18 protein-coding genes are annotated in these 19,986 nt (G+C 73.0%); 1 reads left to right on the forward strand and 17 read right to left on the reverse strand.

Going from position 1 to position 19,986, the window contains the following annotated elements; all coding sequences use genetic code 11:
- Positions 1–48: 48 nt before the first annotated feature.
- From RM844_RS07425 to RM844_RS07500, 16 genes are all read right to left on the reverse strand, one after another.
- Positions 49–1,482: an NDP-hexose 2,3-dehydratase family protein gene (locus RM844_RS07425; RefSeq protein ID WP_311666128.1), complete on the reverse strand. Its 1,434-nt coding sequence runs from the start codon at positions 1,480–1,482 to the stop codon at positions 49–51.
- Positions 1,479–2,084, reverse strand: a complete 606-nt coding sequence (locus RM844_RS07430; RefSeq protein ID WP_311666129.1) for a dTDP-4-dehydrorhamnose 3,5-epimerase family protein — start codon at positions 2,082–2,084, stop codon at positions 1,479–1,481. The genes RM844_RS07425 and RM844_RS07430 overlap by 4 nt, the downstream gene beginning before the upstream one ends.
- 74 nt (positions 2,085–2,158) lie before the next feature.
- Positions 2,159–3,280 (reverse strand): DegT/DnrJ/EryC1/StrS family aminotransferase, encoded by a 1,122-nt coding sequence (locus RM844_RS07435; RefSeq protein WP_311666130.1) that lies wholly within the window; start codon positions 3,278–3,280, stop codon positions 2,159–2,161.
- A gap of 147 nt (positions 3,281–3,427) precedes the next feature.
- The gene (locus RM844_RS07440) at positions 3,428–4,918 is read right to left on the reverse strand and encodes an FAD-dependent monooxygenase (protein WP_311666131.1); all 1,491 of its coding nucleotides are present in this window, start codon (positions 4,916–4,918) and stop codon (positions 3,428–3,430) included.
- Positions 4,919–4,980: 62 nt separating this feature from the next.
- Complete coding sequence (gene rfbB / locus RM844_RS07445; protein ID WP_311666132.1) at positions 4,981–6,000, reverse strand: dTDP-glucose 4,6-dehydratase; 1,020 nt, start codon at positions 5,998–6,000, stop codon at positions 4,981–4,983.
- A complete protein-coding gene (locus tag RM844_RS07450; RefSeq protein WP_311666133.1) occupies positions 5,997–7,247 on the reverse strand; it encodes a glycosyltransferase in 1,251 nt (416 codons plus the stop codon). Before RM844_RS07450 ends, rfbB begins: the two co-directional genes overlap by 4 nt.
- 89 nt (positions 7,248–7,336) lie before the next feature.
- Positions 7,337–8,023 (reverse strand): antibiotic biosynthesis monooxygenase, encoded by a 687-nt coding sequence (locus RM844_RS07455; RefSeq protein ID WP_311666134.1) that lies wholly within the window; start codon positions 8,021–8,023, stop codon positions 7,337–7,339.
- 93 nt (positions 8,024–8,116) lie between these two features.
- Positions 8,117–9,007 (reverse strand): glucose-1-phosphate thymidylyltransferase RfbA, encoded by an 891-nt coding sequence (gene rfbA / locus RM844_RS07460; protein ID WP_311666161.1) that lies wholly within the window; start codon positions 9,005–9,007, stop codon positions 8,117–8,119.
- Positions 9,008–9,090: 83 nt separating this feature from the next.
- On the reverse strand, positions 9,091–10,776 hold the full coding sequence (locus RM844_RS07465) for an FAD-dependent monooxygenase (protein ID WP_311666135.1): 1,686 nt from the start codon (positions 10,774–10,776) through the stop codon (positions 9,091–9,093).
- Complete coding sequence (locus RM844_RS07470) at positions 10,760–11,740, reverse strand: aromatase/cyclase (protein ID WP_311666136.1); 981 nt, start codon at positions 11,738–11,740, stop codon at positions 10,760–10,762. Before RM844_RS07470 ends, RM844_RS07465 begins: the two co-directional genes overlap by 17 nt.
- Positions 11,741–11,868: 128 nt before the next feature.
- Positions 11,869–12,708 (reverse strand): 3-oxoacyl-ACP reductase FabG, encoded by an 840-nt coding sequence (gene fabG, locus RM844_RS07475; protein ID WP_311666137.1) that lies wholly within the window; start codon positions 12,706–12,708, stop codon positions 11,869–11,871.
- A gap of 140 nt (positions 12,709–12,848) precedes the next feature.
- Positions 12,849–13,109 carry a phosphopantetheine-binding protein gene (locus RM844_RS07480; RefSeq protein WP_311666138.1) on the reverse strand — a complete coding sequence of 87 codons (261 nt, stop codon included), beginning with the start codon at positions 13,107–13,109 and terminating at the stop codon, positions 12,849–12,851.
- Positions 13,110–13,207: 98 nt separating this feature from the next.
- A complete protein-coding gene (locus tag RM844_RS07485) occupies positions 13,208–14,434 on the reverse strand; it encodes a ketosynthase chain-length factor (RefSeq protein ID WP_311666139.1) in 1,227 nt (408 codons plus the stop codon).
- Positions 14,431–15,702, reverse strand: coding sequence for a beta-ketoacyl-[acyl-carrier-protein] synthase family protein (locus RM844_RS07490; RefSeq protein WP_311666140.1), 1,272 nt, complete (start codon positions 15,700–15,702; stop codon positions 14,431–14,433). The genes RM844_RS07485 and RM844_RS07490 overlap by 4 nt, the downstream gene beginning before the upstream one ends.
- Complete coding sequence (locus tag RM844_RS07495; protein ID WP_311666141.1) at positions 15,699–16,031, reverse strand: TcmI family type II polyketide cyclase; 333 nt, start codon at positions 16,029–16,031, stop codon at positions 15,699–15,701. The genes RM844_RS07490 and RM844_RS07495 overlap by 4 nt, the downstream gene beginning before the upstream one ends.
- A 637-nt stretch (positions 16,032–16,668) precedes the next feature.
- A complete protein-coding gene (locus RM844_RS07500; RefSeq protein ID WP_311666142.1) occupies positions 16,669–17,328 on the reverse strand; it encodes a TetR/AcrR family transcriptional regulator in 660 nt (219 codons plus the stop codon).
- A 407-nt stretch (positions 17,329–17,735) separates the two neighbouring features.
- On the opposite strand from RM844_RS07500, the gene RM844_RS07505 reads away from it, so the two are divergent.
- Positions 17,736–18,470, forward strand: a complete 735-nt coding sequence (locus RM844_RS07505; protein WP_311666143.1) for a response regulator transcription factor — start codon at positions 17,736–17,738, stop codon at positions 18,468–18,470.
- Positions 18,471–18,699: 229 nt separating this feature from the next.
- Here the strand turns inward: RM844_RS07505 and RM844_RS07510 are convergent.
- The coding region (locus tag RM844_RS07510) for a serine/threonine-protein kinase (protein WP_311666144.1) at positions 18,700–19,986 on the reverse strand (1,287 nt) is incomplete at its 5' end.

The following is a 19,986-nucleotide window of genomic DNA, read 5'->3' on the forward strand; positions in this document are numbered from 1 at the left end:
TCCGTTCTCCTTCTGGGTGTCTCGTGCTGCTCGGCCGCTGGTGCCGCGTCAGGCGGGGTCGAGCGGGACCGCTCCGCTGCGCAGGCAGGCGAGCAGCGTCCGGGCCTGGACGTTCACCTGCATCCCCCGTGCGGCCAGCAGGGACAGTTGCGCCGGGGTGACCCACCGGAAGTCGTCGGGCGGGCGCCGCCGCCACTGCGACTCGTCCGCCGCCACGAAGAGGTAGTGGCTCTCGGCGTTGAGGAAACGGCCGCCCTCCTCGGAGTGCACGGCGCGATAGCGGACGCGCCGCCGGGGCGCCCGGCGCACGGCGGCCAGGTACGGGGGCTGCTCGGCCAGGGGCAGCCGCTCCCAGTTGCGCGGGGTCGCCTGCACGGTCGGGCCCAGCTCGACGACGTCGCGGAACCCCGCCTCGACGCGGGCCCGGACCAGCAGGTGCGGCACGCCCTCGACGTGCCGCAGGAGGAAGGCCACCACCCCGGTGCCGGTCGGCTCCAGCATGGGCTGCGACCAGCCGGACACCTCCCGGCTGCCGGCCGAGACGGACACGCCGACCACGCGGAAGTAGTGGCCGTCCGGCCGGGCGATCACGCCGTCGCCGCGCCGCCAGCCGGCGACCTCGGACAGCGGGACGCGCCGCGCCGACAGTGCGCGCCGCGTGCGTTCCGACGAGAGCCAGGAGAGCAGCTCCGCGTCGCTGTGCAGGGCGGGCTCGACCGTGTGGGGGACCGGGAGCGAGGCGAGCACGGTGCGCGTGTCCATGTTGACGACGTTGTCCGAACGCAGCAGCTGACCGATCTGGCCGAGGGTCAGCCAGCGGAAGTCGTCGTGCGCCGGCACGTCGTCACCGGTCTCCACGAGCATGTTGCGGTTGCGCTTGCCGTGGAACCAGGAGCCGTGTTCCGACTGGAGCACATCGGTGTGCACCAGGCCCGGCGCCTGGCCGGTGAAGTACTCCAGGTACCGGACGGGTGAGCCGCGGTGCAGGCGTGCGTAGTTGCTGCGGGTGGCCTGGACGGTCGGGGAGAGTTGCACCAGGTTGCGGTTGCCCGGCTCCATCTTGGCCTGGAGGAGGAAGTGCGGGACACCGTCGAACTCCTTGACGAGCAGCCCGAGAATGCCCGTCTCCGGCTGCCGGATGACGGGCTGTTCCCAGCGCCGCACCGCCCCCTCGCCGACCTCCGCGGCGAGGCCGGTGATCTGGAAGAACCCGCCCGTGTGGTGCACCAGGTCACCGGCCTCGGGCGAGAACGACCATCCGTCCAGTGCGTCGAGCGGGGTCCTGCGCACCGTGAACGCGTGCGCCGCGGCCCGCTCCGCGAGCCACCGGAGCACGCCGCCCGGGTCGCCTTGGTCGTCGGGGAAGGTGCGGGCCGCGGACGCGGCGAGCCGTTGGGGGAGCGAGGCGTCGGCCCGCGGCACCAGCCGTGGCACGGGGGCCGCCGGGCCGGTGCCGCCCCGCGCCAGGCGGGCCGGCGTCACAGCAGGCCCTCCGCGGCCAGGCAGTCCGCGTAGGCGGGCAGGAGGCCGCGATCCGCCGCCTCGTCGAGTGACGGCGCCTCGCGGTCGCGCCGCGACCGCACCGGCGGGTGGGCCGGCTCCGTCACGGGTACGGGCAGGCCGATGGCCGGGTCCAGCGGGTCGAGGGCCAGCTCGTTCGCTGGCTGGTACTCGGCGGAGAGCAGGTAGGTGACCAGGGACACCTCGGCGGTCGAGAGGAACGCGTGTCCCACGCCCACCGGCACGTACAGCGCGCGCCCCGTCCCGCCGCCCAGTTCGGTGACCTCGTACCGGCCGAACGTGGGGGAACCCACGCGCAGGTCCACCAGGAAGTCGCGCACCGTGCCGTGCTGGCAGCACACGTACTTGGCACAGCCGGGCGGCGTCGCGGTGTAGTGGACGCCGCGCAGCACGCCGTTCGCCGACAGGTTGTGGCTGACCTGCCGGACCGGGAAGAGAGGGCGGCCGAGCGCCCGGTGGAACGCCTCCTCGCGGTAGGGCGAGGTGAACAGTCCTCGCTCGTCGGTGAACACCGGCGGGGTGAACTCGTACGCCCCGGCGATGTCGAGTGCGCGTATCTCCATAACGTCCTCGCTCGGTCTGGTCGCGTCGCGTCGGGTGGTCACGGTGGTGGCGCAGGGGGCGGCACGAGTGGTCCTCACAGCGCGGCCAGCACCTCGCGCAGGGCCTCGATCGTCCTGTCCTGCGTCGCCCGGGACAGGGAGGGGTACATCGGCAGCGAGAAGATCTCCCGGGCCAGGCGCTCGGTCGTGGGCAGGTCGCCCTCCCGGTGGCCCAGGTGCCGGAAGCCGCTCATGGTGTGCACTGGCCACGGGTAGCTGATGTTCAGCGCGATGTCGTGGCGCTTCAGCGCCTCGATGATCTTGTCGCGCAGCGGGTGGCGGACCACGTAGACGTAGTAGACGTGGGTGTTCCCCGGGTTGGTGGCGGGCAGCAGCAGTCCGCCGGGCCCCGTGAGGTCGCCGAGCCCCTCCTCGTAGCGGCGCGCGACGGCGTTGCGCGCCGCGATGTAGGCGTCGAGCCTGCGCAGCTTGCGCCGCAGGATCTCGGCCTGCACCTCGTCGAGGCGCGCGTTGTGGCCGGGAGAGCGCACCACGTAGTACACCTTGGCCATGCCGTAGTAGCGCAGCTGCCGCATGGCCTCGTCCGTGTCGGCGGACGCCGTGACCACCGCCCCGCCGTCGCCGTAGGCACCGAGTACCTTGGTGGGGTAGAAGGAGAACGCGGCCGCGTCGCCCATCGTGCCCGCCAGCTTCCCGTGCTGCCGGGCGCCGTGCGCCTGGGCGCAGTCCTCCAGGATCGCGAGGCCGTGCCGCTCGGCCACCGCGCGCAGCGGCGCCATGTCGACGCACTGCCCGTACAGGTGGACCGGCAGCAGCGCCTTGGTGCGCGGCGTGACGGCGGCCTCCACCTGCCCGGGGTCGATGAGGAAGTCCTCCTCTCTGACGTCGACGAACACGGGGGTGGCCCCGGTGCCGGCGATGGCGACCACGGTGGGCGCGGCCGTGTTGGAGACCGTGATCACCTCGTCGCCCGGACCGACGCCGAGCGCCTGGAGGCCGAGCTTGAGGGCGTTGGTGCCGTTGTCGACGCCTGCGCAGTGCGGCAGTCCGTGGTAGGCGGCGAACTCCGCCTCGAAGCCGCGCACGCTCTCGCCGAGCACTAACTGGCCTGAAGAGAAAACCTGTTCGACGGCGGAGAGGATGTCGTCCTTCTCCTGCTCGTACTCGTGGAGGTAGCTCCACACCCGGGTCGTCATGTCGTCGTCACTCCCTGGTCGGTGCGCCAGTGCGCTCGGGCGAGGCACTGCTCGTGGGATGCGGAAGGTGGAATGCGCGATGCGGTCTGCGGTCTGCGGTCTGTGGAATGCGGTCCGCGGGGGGCGCGGTGCGGCGTCCTGGCCGGTTCAGCCGTCGGCGGGCGCCGGGCCGAACCACCGTTCCAGCGCCTCCCGGAGCGGGGCGTCGTCCGCGGCCGTCCACACGACGTGGCCGTCCGGCCGCGCCAGCAGGGCACCGGCTCCGGCCAGCCCCGGGTCCACGGTGGGGTCGGGCAGCCGGCCGTGCGCCGTCACCACCCGGCTCTTCCAGCGCTCGCCGGCCGCGGCCAGCGCGGCGGAGTCCGCGCCCCGACCGCCGGAGAGGTCGAGCAGCACGCCCTGCCCGCCACGCAGGAGTTCCGCGGTGGTCACGGTGCCGTTCTCGGTACGCACCTCACGCGGCGGCAGCCTGCGGCCCAGCAGCGGGTGCTCGCCGGGGCCCACGTCGTACCGCAGGTCGAGATGGCTGACGGAGCCGGCCAGGTGCCGGCGCACGTCCTCGTGCGCGAGCAGTTCCGTCAGCACCGCGCGCAGCGGCTCCGCCTCGTCGCCACCGAGGAAGGACTGCCCCTGGAGTCGCGTGTGGAGCAGCAGCCGCACGCCCGCCGCGTGCCGTTCCGTGTGGTAGGTGTCGAGCAGGCCGGGCGGCGCCCAGCCGCGGATGTCGGCGGCGAGCTTCCAGCCGAGGTTCGCCGCGTCCTGGACGCCGAAGCTCAGGCCCTGCCCGCCGGCCGGGAGGTGGATGTGGGCCGCGTCGCCCGCCAGGAGCACCCGTCCGCGCCGGTACCGGGCGGCGAGCCCGGTCGCGTCGGTGAACGAGCTGACCCAGCCCGGGGTCAGGTCGCTGATGTCCTCCCCGGTGATCCGCAGCCAGGCGTCGGCCACCTCGCGGTACGGGATCGCCTGGCCGCGCTCGCGGGGCTCGGTGCCGTGCGGGCACACGATGATCCGGTGCACTCCCTCGCCCAGGGGCGCCGCCATCACCATGCCTTCCGGCTTCCGCTCGCCGAGGAACCGCGGCGCCAGGTCGCGTCCGCGGATGTCCGCGAGATACATGTCCCGGGTCGCGGGAGTGCCGGGGAAGTCGATGCCCGCGGCCTTCCGCACCGGGCTGTGGCCGCCGTCGCACCCGACGAGGTAGGACGCGCTCAGCCGCCGGTCGCCCTCCGGGGTGCCGACGTCGATCACGACCCGGTCCTCCTCCTCGGCCAGCGCCCGGAACTCCCAGCCGCGGCGGAGGTCGGCGCCCAGTTCGTCGGCCCATCCCGCCAGCACGTCCTCCGTCTGCGACTGGGGGATGCCGCGGGCCCCGAAGTGCGCGTCCGGCAGGACCGTGTAGTCGAACTGGATGCCGCCGAAGTGGCCGAACGGGCTGGTCTCCAGGGTCCCGAAGCGCGGCAGCAGACCGCGCTGGTCGAACACCTCCACCGCCCGGGCGGTGAAGCCCAGACCGCGGGACTGGCCGGTCGGCTCGGCGAGGCGGTCGATGACGACCACCTCGGCCCCGCCCAGGCGGAGTTCGCCGGCGAGCATCAGGCCGGTGGGGCCGGCTCCGACGATGATGACGTCCGTGTCCATCGAAAGTCCTTCCTTCCGGTGTCGGCCCCGGCGGCACGGTCGGCGCGCGCGGGTACCGGGGTTCAGGGCAGCTGGCTGGTGGGGGAGCCGGGGGTCGTGACGGGCCGCGGAGGGGAGTCGGGCACGCCTGCGGAGGCCGCCCACCACCCGGGGTGTTCGCGGTACCAGTCGACGGTGGAGCGCAGCCCGTCCTCGAAGGCGACGCGCGGCGCGTAGCCCAACTCCCGCCGGATCCGCCCGTCGTCAAGCGCGTACCGCAGGTCGTGGCCCTTCCGGTCGGTCACGTGCCGGATGAGCCCGGGGTCGGCCCCGCACAACGCCACGAGACGCTGGGCGACCTCGAGGTTGGTCCGCTCCTCGCCTCCCCCGACGTGGTAGACCTCCCCGGCCCGCCCGCCCATGAGCACCTGGTGCACGGCGCGACAGTGGTCCGCCACGTGCAGCCACTCACGCACGTTGCGACCGCTGCCGTACAACGGCACCGTGGCGCCCCGCAGCAGCCGCGTGATGAACCGTGGGATCAGCTTCTCGGCGTGCTGGTAGGGGCCGTAGTTGTTGCTGCACCGCGTCACCGACACGTTCAGCCCGTGGGTCCGCCAGTACGCGCGCGCCAGCAGGTCGGACCCCGCCTTCGAGGCGGCGTAGGGGGAGTTGGGGAGCAGCGGGTACTCCTCCGTCCACGCGCCGTGCTCGATGGAGCCGTACACCTCGTCGGTGGAGACGTGGACCACGCGGGGCACGCCGCTGCGCAGCGAGGCCTCCAGGACGGCCTGGGTGCCCTGCACGTTGCTGCGGGCGAACTCCGCGCCGGAGACCACCGACCGGTCCACGTGGGACTCGGCCGCGAAGTGCACCACCGCGTCGTGGCCGGGGCACAGTTCGAGCAGCAGCGGCAGGTCGCAGACGTCGCCGTGCACGAAGTCGAGCCCGTCCGCCGGGAGGTTGTCGCGACGTCCGGCGTACGTCAGGGCGTCGAGCACGGTGACCGCGACGGGCGCGCCACCGGTGTACTCGCCGGCCACCAGCGAACGGACGTAGTGCGAGCCGATGAAACCGGCGCCGCCGGTGACGAGGACCCTCATCGCCCGCTCCGCCCGCCGGCGGTTTCCGGCGACGTCCCGGCGGGCGGCGGCGCCGACGGCGCGGTCGATCCCGCCCCGGCGACGAACCGGTCGAGCCGGCCGATCACCTCGGCCGGCGGCGGCATGGCGGCGATCTCGGCCGCCACGTCCGCGCTGGCCCGCCCGTAGTCTGGCCGGTCCAGCAGGTCACGCAGCGTGGACCGGACGGCCTCCGGGGTGACCTCGTCCATCGCCAGGCCGAGCCCCGCGCCGCGCCCGGAGACGATCCGGGCGTTGGGCCCACCCCCCACGCCGGGCGCCGGGATCAGACACTGCGGCACGCCCGCCACGAACGCCGTGTACATGCTGCTGAGGCCGCCGTGATGGATCAGCACGTCGCTCGTGGCCAGCAGGGGACGCAGCGGCACCCAGCCAACGAGCCGCGCGTGGCCGGGCAACGGCCGCGGCAACGCGGGCAGTTCGACATCACCGGTGGCGACGATCAGTTCGACCCCGAGGCCCGCGGTGCCCAGGATGATGTCCCGCAGCAGTTCGCCCCGCCCGTAGCTGGCGGGCAGGGAGCCCAGCGTGACCACGACCCGGCGCGTCCCGTCGCCCGGGCGCCGCAGCGCCCAGGCCGGCAGGGGGCCGGCGCCGTTGTAGGGCGAGGGGTGCATGCTCAGGGTGTGCGGGATCGTGTTCTCCTGCGGCGGGCCCTGCACGTGGTTGGCGAGCGAGGGCGCGCTGAGGTCGATCTGGAGGTCGGCCTCCCGCGGGCCGGACACCCCGAGCCGCCGGGCGAGCGGCTCCAGCTTCGCCAGCGCCGGCCCGAACGTGGGCCGGCGGATTCCCAGGTTGTGCAGGACGGCCGGGACGCCGAGGGCGCGCGCGGCGAGCAGCCCGGCGGGATGCGGGGGCGGATAGAGCACCGCGTCGGCCCGCCAGTCGCCGGCCGCTTCGAGCAGCCCGGGCAGCATGGCGGAGCCGACCTCGGCGAACGTCGCGCCGAAGTAGTCCACCAACTCGGCGTCGCTCTGCCGGCTGCCCCGGTCGGTCTCGTGCATGACCCGGGCCATCTCCTCGTAGGGCCGGGCCGACCGGCCGTCGTCCGTGGCGATGGCGGTGAGTCCCGCGGAGACGGCGGAGGACAGCCCCGCGCCACTGGTGGCGACCGCCACTTCGTGGCCGGCGGCGAGCGCCGCGTGGGCCAGCGGGACAAGGGGCAGCACATGGGAGCTGCCCGGGACAGTGGTGAAGAGATAGCGCATGCGTCTCCTTCCGGTGATGCGCCGGGTGCTGCGGGGGGAGGCCGGGAGGGACGGTCCGGGCGGCGCGCCGGCGGATCGCCCCCGGCCGGTCAGCCGGCGACGCCCGCCGACCGGGAGTGCACGGCCCGGAACGTGTTGGCCCACCGGCTCACCGCCAGCGCCCGCGCCCGTTCCCGCCCGCGCCGCACCGGCAGGGGGCGCTCGTCCTCGGGGAAGGTGTGGAAGGCCTCGTAGTCCTCCCTGCTGTCCCACTGGGCGTAGTTGACCAGGTAGGGGCCGTTCAGGCCGCGCAGCAGGGTGTGCGAACGGTAGCCGGGGCGGGTCGCCGTCCAGGCGTCGGGCCGGGCGAGCACGTCGACGAGTTCCTTCTGGTCCTCCGGCCGCGACTTCAGGACCATCAGCACCGTGAAGTCGTCGCGGTCGGGGGAGAACCGCACCGGCGGGCGTGCGTCCGGGTGCTGCTGGGAGAAGACGACCTCGGTCTGGATCAGCCAGAACTCGGTGGCCAGCCGCTGGAACTCCGGCACCGTGCGCCGCTGGAACTTCTGGCCGGCGTAACGCGCCTCCAGCGCGGCCCGGTCGCGCCACTGCACGATGTTGGCCGTGCCGGGCCGGCCGAGCCCCGCGTGCACGGTCGAGGAGACCCAGCCGGGATAGTCGGCGTTGTCGACGATGTCCCGCATCGCGTCGAGAATCGTCTCCTGGTTCTCCGGGCTGTCGGTGTCGAAGATGTTGAACACGTGCAGGAGGCCGTCGTTCAGGGACAGCTGGGGCATGGTCACGTCCTTCGTCGGGTGGCTCGGTGGCACGCGGAGGGCCGCCCCGGCGGCGCGTCCGCCGCCTGTCGGGACCGGCGTGGGGGCGTGGGGTCACTCCAGGCCGTCGGCGCGCCTGCTGTGGCGCACGACGGACATCAGGTACTGGCCGTAGGGGGATTTCTCGAGTCTGCGGCCGAGCCGGTAGCAGTCCTCCTCACTGATGAGGCCCATCCGCCAGGCGATCTCCTCGACGCAGGCGATGCGGATGTTCTGGCGCCGTTCCATCAGCTGCACGTACTGCGCGGCGGCGGTCAGCGCGTCGTGCGTCCCGGTGTCCAACCAGACGAAGCCGCGCCCCAGTTCGACCAGGCGCGCCTTCCCCCGGGCGAGGTAGACGCGGTTGACGTCGGTGATCTCCAGCTCACCGCGCTCGGAGGGTGCCAGGTCCCGGGCGATGTCGAGCACCTCGTTGTCGTAGAAGTACAGCCCGGTGACCGCCAGGTCGGACCGTGGCGCCGAGGGCTTCTCCTCCAGGCCGAGCAGCCGGCCGCGCCCGTCGGTGGTGGCGACCCCGTAGCGCTCCGGTTCGCGCACCGGGTAGCCGAAGAGGACGCAGCCGTCGATGTCACGGGCGTGGTCGTGCAGCATCGTGCTGAAGCCGGCGCCGTGGAAGAGGTTGTCGCCGAGGATCAGGGCCACCGGGTCGTTCCCGATGTGGCGGGCCGCGACACGGAACGCGTCCGCCACGCCGCGCGGTTTGTCCTGCTCCGCATAGCTCAGGGAGATGCCCAGGTCGGACCCGTCGCCGAGCAGCCTGCGGAAGCTGCCGACGTCCTCGGGCGAGGAGATGATCTGGATGTCCGTGACGCCGGCCAGCAGCAGCGTGGAGAGCGGGTAGTAGATCAACGGCTTGTCGTGGACCGACAGCATCTGCTTGGAGACGCCGAGGGTGATCGGGTACAGCCGCGTGCCGTGCCCGCCGGCGAGGATGACGCCCTTCATCGGCCTGCGGCCAGCCCGGGGGGCGGTGGCGGACGAGGGCGTGGCGGGCGCGGTGTCCGCCCGCGTCCCGTGCGTCGTGTCTGTCACAGGAACTCCTCGGAGGAAGCCGGGCGGGTGCCGCCCGGTGCCGCCGCCGGCGTGCCGAACCACCGGAGCAGCGCGTCGGCCAGCGCCGTCGAGGGGGCGTCGCCGGCCCAGGCGACGTGGCCGTCCGGGCGGATCAGGAAGGCCGCCGCCTCCGCCACGCCCGGCGCCGCCGCCGGGCCCGGCCGCGCGGTGACCACGTCCACGCGATCCGCCCACGGGCCGGCGCGCTCCGCCCAGCCGCACGCCCCGACACCCCCGCCAGCACGACCTCCGGCTCCGGCTCCGGCGAGGAGCAGCAGCGTGCCACGGCCGGCGCGCAGCGGCGCGCCCGTCACCCCGGTGCCGTCCGCCAGCGTCAACGGCAGGTGCGGGAACGCGGCACCCACCCACGGGTCGCGCGCCGCCGCGTCCGGGTCGTCCCCGTACCGGACGTCGAGGCCGGAGACCAGGCGGGCGAAATGACGCCGGGCGCCGGGCTCGCGGGCGATCAACTCGGACAGCACCGCACGCGGCGCCTCGGCTCGCGGGCCGCCGAGCAGCAGCAGCATCTGGGTCCTGACGCTGTCCTGCGTCCGGCGGCCCGCCGCGTGCCGCTCCTCGTGGTAGCTGTCCAGCAGGGCGTCGGGGGCGGGACCGATGACCGTGCGGGCGAGCTTCCAGCCGAGGTTCACGGCGTCGTGCAGCCCCAGGTTCAACGCCTGCCCCCCGACCGGGAGTTGCTGGTGCGCGGCATCCCCGGCCAACAGCACCCTGCCCTTCCGGTACGTGGCGGCCTGCCGGCACGCGTCGCCGAACGCGTGGGTCCACACCGGGGTCCCGGCCGTGATGTCCTCGCCCGTCACCCGCCGCCAGACGTCCGCGACCTCCGCGAAGTCCGGTGCCACGCCCCCGCGTCGCCGCACCGGCCGGTCGAAGGCGTGGACCATGACGCGGGTCGGCCCGGCACCGTTCCCCGCGGCGACGGCCAGCCCGTGCGGCCCCACCTCGAACCGCCGGTCCCGGATGGCGAGCCCAGCGACGTCGGCGGCCAGCAGCTCGCGCCGGGTGGGCGTCCCCTCGAAGGGGATGCCGACCAGGCGCCGCACCGTGCTGTCCTCGCCGTCGCAGCCCACCAGGTAGTGCGCCCGCAGCCGCAGCGCGCCCGCGGGGCCATCGGCCTCCGCGGTCACCGCGTCACCGTGGTCGGTCAGCCGCCGCAGCGTGTGCCCGGCGAGCAGCCGGGCACCCAGGGCCAGCGCCCAGCGCCTGAGCAGCGCCTCGGTGCGCGGCTGCGGCAGTTTCCACTGGCCCGAGTACGGCCCCGGCAGGGAGAGGTCCAGCCGGATGCCCCCGAAGTGGCCGTGGCCCAGGCGGGGCAGCGTGCGGAACGCGTCCTCTCCGCCCGCCCCGGTGCCCGCCGCCGTGTCGGCGGCGGCGCCGTCCAGGAACGACGCCAGGCCGCGGCTGGCGAGGATCTCCATCGTGCGGGCGTGGAGCGTGGTGGCCCGGGACTCCTCGCGCGGGGCCGCCCGTTGTTCGAGGACGGTGACCTCCGCGCCGCACCGCCGTAACTCCCCCGCGAGCAGCAGCCCCACCGGGCCCCCGCCGACCACGACGACGTCGGTGTCCGCGTCCGCCGCGCGGACCGGCGGCGACGGGACGGCCGGAGGGGCCCCGGCCGGCCGGTCAGCGTTCGGCGCCATGGGGCTGGTGCAGCTGCTCGGCGTAGGCCTTGGCGTGGCCGAGGGTGGCCCGGCTGTTGGCGCTCAGGGCGCCGTGCACGTAGGCGCGGGCATCCTCGACGGTGGCGTCCTCCCCGAGCACGGCGGCGATGTTGGCGGTCTCCAGCACCACGGTGTGCTGCGACGTGACGGTCAGCGGCCCGTCGCCCGGCGTCGCCCCCGCGGGGCGCACCTCCCAGTACCCGGTGTGCAGCGCGAGCAGCTTGGGCAGCGTGACCTGCTTGTAGGCGATCCGGCTGTGCGGAAGGCACACCCGGTGCGACACGGTGGTGTGCGTGCTGCCGTCCCTGGCGCGCGTGTCCATCTCCAGGGTCTGGAGGCCGGGCGAGTCCTCGGTGAGCCGCACGGAGGACACGTGGGGCAGCCGCTCGGGCCACCGGTCCGCCTCGTTGAGGAAGTCGTAGACGTCCCTGGCCGAACCCGCAACCGAGACGCTGTCCTCGAACGAGAACGTCCGCTCCGAGGCAGCCGCGGCCCGTTCGACGTTCGTCTTCAACGCCGCCAGCTCCGACCGCGAGTTGCGGTCCACCGCCTCGTCGATCCAGGCCAGCCCCTCGGGGTCGTCGTCGATCGCCCGGTAGTCGTGCAGCAGCCTGACCCGCGAGCCCGAGCCGCCCCGCGCCTCGATCACCCAGGCGCCGCCCATGGCGGCCACCGGGGGCGTGGAGACCTCCTGACGGAAGTCGACGCGCAGCGCCGCCCGGTCCAGGGTCCGGCGCGACGTCCAGTTCTTGGGCTCGCCGCCCGCGGTGGCCCAGATGCGGATGCGCTCCTGGCGGTCGTCGTGCTCCAGGCGGTCCACATAGATGGTGGGGGGAAAGACGCGCGGCCAGTTGCGCACGTCGGCGATCAGTTCGTAGACGGCCTCGGCCGGGGCGGAGACCTCGATCTCGTGCTCCGTCTCACGGGACGACGGCTGCGGCATGGTGCTCTCCTCCGGAAAGGTGCGGAGCGCGGGCCGGTCGGCGAAGGACCGCCCGCGGCGCTGGTGGGGGTGCCGTCCGGCGGTGCGCCGGGGGCGTGACGTCGGGTGCGGTGCCCGGGGCGGCGGCCTCAGAAGTTCCCCAGGCCACCGCAGACGTTGAGCGCCTGGGAGGTGATGGACGCGGCGGCGTCCGACACCAGGTAGCCCACCAGCCCGGCCACCTCCTCGGGCGTCGAGTAGCGGCCCAGCGGGATCTTGGCCTGGAACTTCTCCAGGATGGCGTCCTCGGTCGTGTCGTAGGCGGCGGCGTAGCCCTGCCGCACGCGTTGCGCCATCGGCGTCTCCACATAGCCGGGGCAGACGGCGTTGACCGTGATGCCGGTGCTCGCCAGCTCGTTGCCCACGGCCTTGGTGAAGCCGACCACGCCGTGTTTGGAGGCCGAGTACGGCGCACCGAGGACCACGCCCTGCTTGCCCGCGGTCGAGGCGATGTTGACGATGCGGCCGCGGCTCTTGTGGCGCATGCCGCCCGCGTTGAGCACCGCGCGGGTGACCCGGAAGACGCTGTTGAGGTTGGTGTCGATCACCGCGTGCCACAACTCGTCGCTGACGTCGGCGGTGACCCCGCCACCGCTGCGGCCGGCGTTGTTCACCAGGACGTCGATGGTGCCGTAACGCTCCACGGCGGCCCGCACGAACGCGGCGACGTCGCTGTCCGCCGTGACGTCCACGGCCTGGCCCTCGACGTCGAGCCCTTCGGCGCGCAGCTCCTCCACGGTCGCGGCGACGTTCTCCTTGGTGCGCGCCCCGATGAACACGCGGTGTCCCCGCGTCGCCAGCAACCGCGCGGTGGCCAGGCCTATCCCGCTGGTGGCACCGGTGACCAGGGCCGTCGGCTTGGGCACGTGCTCTTCCTCTCGCTCGTTGACCTGCGCTCGCTCGTCCTGCCGGGCGGACTCGTGCGGCATGGGACATCACTCTCCGCGGTGGGATCGGTGTCAGCGGTGGGATCGGTGGGATCGGAGGGCGGCGGACCGGACCTGCCGGTGGCACGGGCAGGCCGCGTCGTCCGGGAAGCTCCGGGGGCGTGCGGGGGCGTGCGGGGAGGTCAGCCGTCGAGTCCGGCGTTGACCGCGTCGATGAGCACGCGCGGCGTGACGACCTCGATATCGAGGACCTCCTCGCCCAGCGCCACCTGGTACTCGCGCTCGATGAGGGAGGCGGTCTCCATCAGCGCCAGGGAGTCGTAACCGAGCGCCGCCAAGCCCTGGTCGAGGATGTCGCCGTCGAGGTCGACCGACTCGTCGCTGCCCGCCCCCTCGCGCAGGATGCGGCGGACATCGTCGAGAGTGAAGGTCTCCGTGGCCATGTCGTGTCCTTTCACTGGAAGGCGGAATCCACCGCTGTGCCCCGCGGCCAGGCGGCCCCGGGGGCGCCGGGTGCGGCGGGACGGAGCGGTCGCCGGCCTCACGGACCGGCAGCCGGCTCGGGGCCGGCCCGCAGCACCACGGCCGAGTTGAAGCCGCCCTGGCCACGCGCCAGCACCACGGCGGTGCGCGGCTCGGCGGGCCGCGGGGAGACGACCAGGTCCAGGTCGTATCCGGGGTCGGCGGTGACGTGCACGGTGGGCGGGATCACGTTCTCGGCCATGGCGAGCAGGGCGGTGGCCACGTCGAGCGGCGCGCCGCCGGCCCCGAGCCGGCCGGTCATCGTCTTGGGCGCCGTGACCGGCACACCGCCCCGGCCGAAGACGCCGCCCACGGCCTCGGCCTCGACGCGGTCCAGCTCCGGCAGCCCCGCCGCGTCGGCGAACACGACATCGACGTCCCCCGGCGACACCGAGGCGTCGTCGAGGGCCAGCTCGATCGCCCGCCCGAGCCCCGGCGCCCGGTCACTGCCGGGCCTGGGGTCGAACGTCGCCCCGTAGCCCGCCAGTTCGCCGTAGCATCGGGCACCGCGGCGCCGCGCCTGGTCCGCGTCCTCAAGCACCAGGATCGCGCCCCCCTCGCCCGGCACATGACCGCGCGCCCGGGCGTCGAACGGCAGGTACGCCTGGTCCGGCCGGCTGCTCGTGGACAGCCGACCGCCGGCCAGCTGGGCGACCCAGCCCCACGGGCACAACAGCGCGTCCACCGCGCCCGAGACGATCACCGGAGTGCCCTTGCGAATCTGCCGCCTGGCCTGGGCGAGGGCGTCCAGTCCGCCGGCGTGGTCGCTGACGACCACGCCACTCGGGCCGCGCAGACCGTGCCTGATGGCGATCTGGCCGGTGTTGACGGCGTAGAACCAGGCGAAGGACTGGTAGGCACTGACGTGCTTGCCGCCCTTGCTCCACAGTTTGCGCAGCTCGTTCTGTCCGAACTCGAAGCCGCCGGCCGAACTCGCGGTCATGACGCCCAGGTCGTAGGCGGGCCGCTCGTCCGTGCGCAGCCCGGCATCGGCCAGCGCCCAGTCCGCCGCCGCGAGGGAGAGCTGGGTCACCCGGTCGGTCTGCGGGAGCAACCGGTTGGGCAGCGCACGCGCCGCGTCGAAGTCCGCGATCTGCCCCGCGAGCCGCGCCGGGTACGGGCTGGCGTCGAACCGGCTGATGGGCGCGATCGCGTTGCGGCCCGACGTGACGGACGCCCAGTGGTCGCGCCGTCCGAGGCCGCTGGGAGCGGCGACGCCGAGACCCGTCACCATCACCGCCGTCATGCTCCCTCCCGGTCCGGCCGGGCCAGCACCACGGCGCTCTGGAAGCCGCCGAAGCCGCTGCCGACGCTGAGCACCACGTCGACGGGCTGGTCCCGGGCGACCAGGGGGGTGTAGTCGAGGTCGCACTCGGGGTCGGGATCGTGCAGGTTCGCGGTGGGCGGCACCACGTGGTGCTCCATGGCCAGCAGGGAGGCCGCGATCTCGATCGAGCCGATCGCGCCGAGCGAGTGCCCCACCATGGACTTGATGGAGCTGATGGGCGTCCGGTAGGCGTGGTCGCCCAGACTCCGCTTGAACGCGTTCGTCTCGTGGCGGTCGTTCTGCTTGGTGCCGGAACCGTGCGCGTTGACGTAGTCGACGTCGCGCGGGTTCAGCCGCGCCTCGTCGAGCGCGACCCGGATGGCCTCCGCCATCTCGCGGCCGTCGGGCCGCAGACCGGTCATGTGGTACGCGTTGCTGCGGGTGGCGTACCCGGCGAGTTCGCCGTAGATGTGCGCGCCGCGACGACGGGCACGGTCGAGCTCCTCCAGGACGAACACCGCGGCGCCCTCGCCGAGCACGAAGCCGTTGCGCGAGCGGTCGAACGGCCGGGAGGCGGTCTCCGGCTCGTCGTTGCGTGGCGTGGTGGCCTTGATGGCGTCGAAGCAGGCGACCGTGATGGGCGAGATCGGGGCGTCGGACGAGCCGGCGACCATGATGTCGGCGCTGCCCTCCCTGATCAGCTCGGCGGCGTACCCGACCGAGTCGATGCCGGAGGTGCACCCGGTGGAGATCACCGTGTTGGGCCCCTCGGCGCCGACGGCCCACGCCACTTCGGCGGAGAACGAGCTGGGCACCAGGTAGTCGTAGAGGTGCGGCACGGCGTAGCGGTGGTCGACCAGCTCCAACTGCCCGCCGTCGCTCACGACCCGGTACTCCTGGTCGAGCCCCATGGTCGCGCCGACCGCGCTGCCGACGGTGACGCCGACCCGGTGGCTGTCGACCGAGTCGAGATCGAGCCCGGAGTCGCCGACCGCGGCGCGAGCGGCCACCACGGCGAACTGGGCGGCGCGGTCCATGCGCCGGATCTCCTGCGGGCTCAGCCCGTGCGCCTCCGGGTCGAAGTCGACCTCGGCGGCCACCCGCGAACGGAAGGCGGAGGCGTCGAAGAGGCTGATGGTCCGGGTGGCGGTGATGCCCTCGGCCAGCAGGTTCCAGAACTCCTTGGTGCCCACGCCGCCGGGGGCCAGCACGCCGATGCCGGTGATGGCCACCCGCCGCCCGGTCACGCCCGGGCCTCCCAACGGTAGAAGCGGTCCGCCACGGCGTCCGCCGGGGAGCGCCACGTCGCCGGGTCGTAGGCCGCGATGTGCGGCTTGAGGTCCTCGCTGATGCGGACGAACCGCTCGTCGGCCTTGGCGTCCTCTATCCGGGCCGTGCCGTCGTCCGAGTCGAAGTCCTGGAGGTGGAAGTACAGTCCGCGGAACGAGAAGAGCTGGCGACGGCGGGTGCCCATGCGGTGGGGCATGTCCGTCGCGTCGAAGGAGCCGAAGAGCTCGGCGACCTGCTCCTGACTGGCCCCTGGCGCCAGGCGGGCGACGATCAGCGTGCTGTGCATGCGCGGAGACTCCTTTCAGAACCGGCCGACGGGCCGGCTGTCGGAGAGAGCTGGACGGGCACGTGTCGAGGGGTGCGGAATGGCGTGCGGTCGGGCGGTGGGGGTGGACGGGATCGCGGTGACGCCGGGCATGGTGTCGCCCGCGGCGCCTGCCGGTGATCCCCCACCCGCCGTGCGGGCCGTACGCGGCGTTCGGCACCGCCGCGCGCTCCCCCCACGGGATGCCCAACAGCTTCCGGGTACCGGCCGTGAGGCGGCAAGGCACGCCGAGTCAGGAGTCGGCGAGGTTCCCGTTGCGCGCGATGAACCGGCTCGGGGAAGTCGCGGTCAAACCCGCGGTGGCACAGCGCCGCGTCAACTTATGGTCAAGGGAGTGTCAGAAAGGGGGGTCGGCCGACCGGCCGGGGAGGGCGCGCCGCGACACGCAGCGGTACCCGGGACGCGTGGGAAGCCGGCACGCCGGGGCGCCGGCGCGACGCGTCGGCGGAAGCGGTCGCCCGCGCGCACCGCCCGGCACCGCCGCGCACCGCGAAGCGGGCACGAACGGGCGGCGGGCGACGCGGTCCGGGCAGCACGACCGGCGCCGGGAGCCGGGACCCCGGCGTACGACGGCCCGCCGGCGGCGGGGCCGAAAGGGTCAGCGCGGCAGGTAGCCGCGCAGGAAGGTCTGGACGCCCACCGTCACCAGGCGGTTGGTGACGTCGGCGGCCAGCGGCAGCGCGCCGTCGTAGGTGCGGTCCCTGATCTCGCCCGAGACGAGGTACGTGAAGTGGATCGCGGCCTGCCGCGGATCGTCCATGACCAGCCGCCCCTCGTCCGCCAACTCCTGGAAACGGTCGGCCAGCGCGGACTGCACCCGCCGCGGGCCGACTTCCTCCCAGGCCCGCAGGAGACCCGGCGGGAGATGCTCGATCTCCGCCCGCAGTTGACGCACCAGGGCGAAGTGCGAGGCGAAGGTGTCCAGGGGGGCGACCCACGCCTTGCCGAAGTCGATGAGGTCGAGCTCCAGGTCGGTCACCTTGTGCAGCCAGCGGTCGACGATGTCGAGTTGGACCCGGAGGATCTCCTTCGACCCCTCCTGGACGACCAGACGGAAGAGTTCCGCCTTGCCGCCGGGGAAGTGGTTGTAGATGGTTCGGGTGGACACCCCCGCCGCGTTCGCGATCGCACCGATACTGGCACGCGTGTAACCATCGCCACCGAACACCGTACGCGCGCCACGGATGATGGCCTCGCGCTTCTCAACCAGCCCTCGCCCCAACGGAGACTTCTCCCTTCCCGTGCCGTGACGTAACATCCCAGTGGGGGCATTGCCACGACCCTTGCATCGATTGCAATATACATTGCACTATGAAAGTTGTGACCAGCCCGGTTCACGGCTGGACGTGCGCGGCCAACGCCGACTCGCGCACTCGACGGACACCCCGTTGGCCGCCACGGCGACGGGGGCCACCGCAGACCAACAGGCACACGTGTGGAAGCACGACGAAACGGGACAAGAAGCGCACGTGCGAGGGCAGACCGGAAGCGGCACTTCGTCACAACACATCTGTCACGCACTCGCTTCGCACGAGCTGTCGGGGCGCATCTCTTCCCGGTGACAGCGGCTGAGCACACTTCTCACCATTTTCGGCCCCTTCGATGACGCCGCCCACCCGGCGGCTCGACGGGCAGGGACGGGGACTGTCTGTGAGGCATGAACTGATGGACACGGCAACGACAGAGACGACCCATACTCATCCCGACGAACTCCCGCCGTGGAACTGGCGGACGGAACACGCGACCTGGCACATTTTAGTCGTCGAGAGCGACCAAACCGCCGCCGAGGAACTGACCCACGGTTTACGGCACAACGGCCACGCCGTCACCCGGGTCGGCACCGGCTGCGAAGCCGTGCGCGCCTGCACCGAAGTGGACGTCGTCCTGCTCAGGCTGGAGCTCCCCGACTTCGACGGACTGGCGGTCTGCCGGGGCATCCGTTCCGTGAGCGACGTCCCGGTGATCGCCGTGACCGAACGGGGCAGCGAACTCGACTGTGTACTCGGCCTCCAAGCGGGTGCTGACGACTACCTGGTCCAGCCGTACGGACTGCGCGAACTGATCGCCCGCATCGACGCGGTGATGCGGCGCGCCCGCAGCGTACCAGCCACCGAGCCCGTCATCTGCCGGGGGGCGCTCAAGGTGGACGCGACCACCCGCCAGGTGACCGTCAACGGGGTCGAAGTCGACCTGACGCGCAAGGAGTTCGACCTCCTGTACCTGCTCGCCTCGCACCCCGACACGGTCATCCCCCGCAAACAGCTGATGCAGAAGGTGTGGGACGGCTCCTGGTCGCGCCGCACCGTCGACACGCATGTGAGCGGCCTGCGCAACAAGTTGGGGTCGAGCGACTGGATCATCACCGTGCGCGGCGTCGGCTTCCGACTCGGGCACGCGTAACGCGCCCCCCACGGGACGTCAGCCGCCACGAACCGTTCGAAGCGCGCCCCTTCGGCATGGTCGCCGGCGCGCAGTGCCTCTGCAGACTGGTGGGTCAGTGCCTCCTCGGGGGCGCTGTGTCGGTCCGCGCGTCGTGGATGACGCCGGAGGGGCGGGCGGTGTAGGGCGCGGTGGGGGTGGTGGACCGGTGCCTGGTCCAGCCGGCCACGTCGGCTCGGCGTCACGCCTGCTAACGGGCTCGGCCGGTCGGGGACCACCAGCGGATCAGCCGCGAGGAGGCCACCGCGTGGCCGACGAGAACGGCAGCGACCGTCAGGGAGATCAGCGCGTTGCTCAGGCCGCCGTGGTTTCGCTCCCACATAAAGACCACATAGGGGTGAATGCCACACACCAGGCCACCCGCCAGGCCGTGGCTGAGCCAGGTCGCGACGTCCAACCCCTTGAAAGGAAACGGATAGCGCTTGCGTGGCGCGATGACGGCGCGCAACACGAGTGAGACGAATCCCGACGTCAGCACCACGATCATGAGATCGCGCGGCGAGCCGGCTCCCCCGGATTGCTCTGACAGCGCGGTGAGCAGGCTCCCACACTCGAAGGCGAGCACGAAGGCGACGAAGGCCGCCAGCCAGACCCGCCCGCTGGGCATCGACGGCCATGACCGGTTCCACAGCCCCACCAGCACACCGGACACGGCCAACGCGATCAGGAACTCCTCCCACGGGTACGGCGCAAACAACACATAGCCGTTCGCCACCAACGACCCCGGCAACACCATGACGATCCCGGCCACCGCCGCCTTCACCACCGTCCGACGCCCTGGCCCCCTCGCTGGCGGAACCGGGCGGCTCGGCATCGGCTGTGTGAACCTGGGCGGGGCCGGCCCCCGCGTGACCGGGCCGGTACCCGAGAACGCTGCCCCGGGCACCGACTCGGTCGGCAACGCGGCCAGACGCTCCCGGACGGCCCTCGCACTGGCCGGCCGGTCGGCCGGGCGCTTGGCCAACAGACCGAGGACGAGCGCGTCCCAGCCGGCCGGCAGCCCCGGTCGCAGAGCGCTGGGTGGAACGGGCAGGCTCTCGATATGCATGCGCAGCACGACGTGGGCCCGCCCGTTGACGAACGGCGGATACCCCGTCAGCAGCTCGTACAGCAGACAACCGAGCGAGTACAGGTCGGATCGCTGATCGACATCCGCAGCACCCTCCGCCTGTTCCGGCGACATGTAAGCGGGCGTCCCCAACGTGGCACCCGTATGGGTCAGCCGTGTCAACTCCGCCGTCTCACCCAGGAAGCGCGCGATCCCGAAGTCCAGGACCACCGCCCGCCCCTCCTCGTCGACAAGGACGTTCGCCGGCTTCAGGTCCCTGTGCACGATGCCCGTGTGATGTGCGGTCGTCAGTGCCCGGCACAGGTTGCTTCCCCAGCGGGTGATCTCCCACAGCTCGAGTGGCTGGCTGGGTGTGGGGGTGAGTGGCCGACCCTGGACATGTTTCATCACCGGGTAGAGCAGTTGCCG

The organism is Streptomyces chisholmiae (assembly GCF_031845445.1).
GTDB classification, from domain to species: domain Bacteria; phylum Actinomycetota; class Actinomycetes; order Streptomycetales; family Streptomycetaceae; genus Streptomyces; species Streptomyces chisholmiae.

Bases quoted from the DNA above. Each gene is read 5' to 3' on its own strand.
- RM844_RS07440 (WP_311666131.1), bottom strand. From the start codon at position 4,918: ATGGACACGGACGTCATCATCGTCGGAGCCGGCCCCACCGGCCTGATG.
- fabG (WP_311666137.1), bottom strand. From the start codon at position 12,708: ATGCCGCACGAGTCCGCCCGGCAGGACGAGCGAGCGCAGGTCAACGAG.
- RM844_RS07485 (WP_311666139.1), bottom strand. From the start codon at position 14,434: ATGACGGCGGTGATGGTGACGGGTCTCGGCGTCGCCGCTCCCAGCGGC.
- RM844_RS07435 (WP_311666130.1), bottom strand. From the start codon at position 3,280: ATGACGACCCGGGTGTGGAGCTACCTCCACGAGTACGAGCAGGAGAAG.
- rfbB (WP_311666132.1), bottom strand. From the start codon at position 6,000: ATGAGGGTCCTCGTCACCGGCGGCGCCGGTTTCATCGGCTCGCACTAC.
- RM844_RS07470 (WP_311666136.1), bottom strand. From the start codon at position 11,740: ATGCCGCAGCCGTCGTCCCGTGAGACGGAGCACGAGATCGAGGTCTCC.
- RM844_RS07495 (WP_311666141.1), bottom strand. From the start codon at position 16,031: ATGCACAGCACGCTGATCGTCGCCCGCCTGGCGCCAGGGGCCAGTCAG.
- RM844_RS07455 (WP_311666134.1), bottom strand. From the start codon at position 8,023: ATGCCCCAGCTGTCCCTGAACGACGGCCTCCTGCACGTGTTCAACATC.
- RM844_RS07505 (WP_311666143.1), top strand. From the start codon at position 17,736: ATGGACACGGCAACGACAGAGACGACCCATACTCATCCCGACGAACTC.
- RM844_RS07450 (WP_311666133.1), bottom strand. From the start codon at position 7,247: ATGCGCTATCTCTTCACCACTGTCCCGGGCAGCTCCCATGTGCTGCCC.
- RM844_RS07465 (WP_311666135.1), bottom strand. From the start codon at position 10,776: ATGGCGCCGAACGCTGACCGGCCGGCCGGGGCCCCTCCGGCCGTCCCG.
- RM844_RS07430 (WP_311666129.1), bottom strand. From the start codon at position 2,084: ATGGAGATACGCGCACTCGACATCGCCGGGGCGTACGAGTTCACCCCG.
- rfbA (WP_311666161.1), bottom strand. From the start codon at position 9,007: ATGAAGGGCGTCATCCTCGCCGGCGGGCACGGCACGCGGCTGTACCCG.
- RM844_RS07480 (WP_311666138.1), bottom strand. From the start codon at position 13,109: ATGGCCACGGAGACCTTCACTCTCGACGATGTCCGCCGCATCCTGCGC.
- RM844_RS07500 (WP_311666142.1), bottom strand. From the start codon at position 17,328: ATGTTACGTCACGGCACGGGAAGGGAGAAGTCTCCGTTGGGGCGAGGG.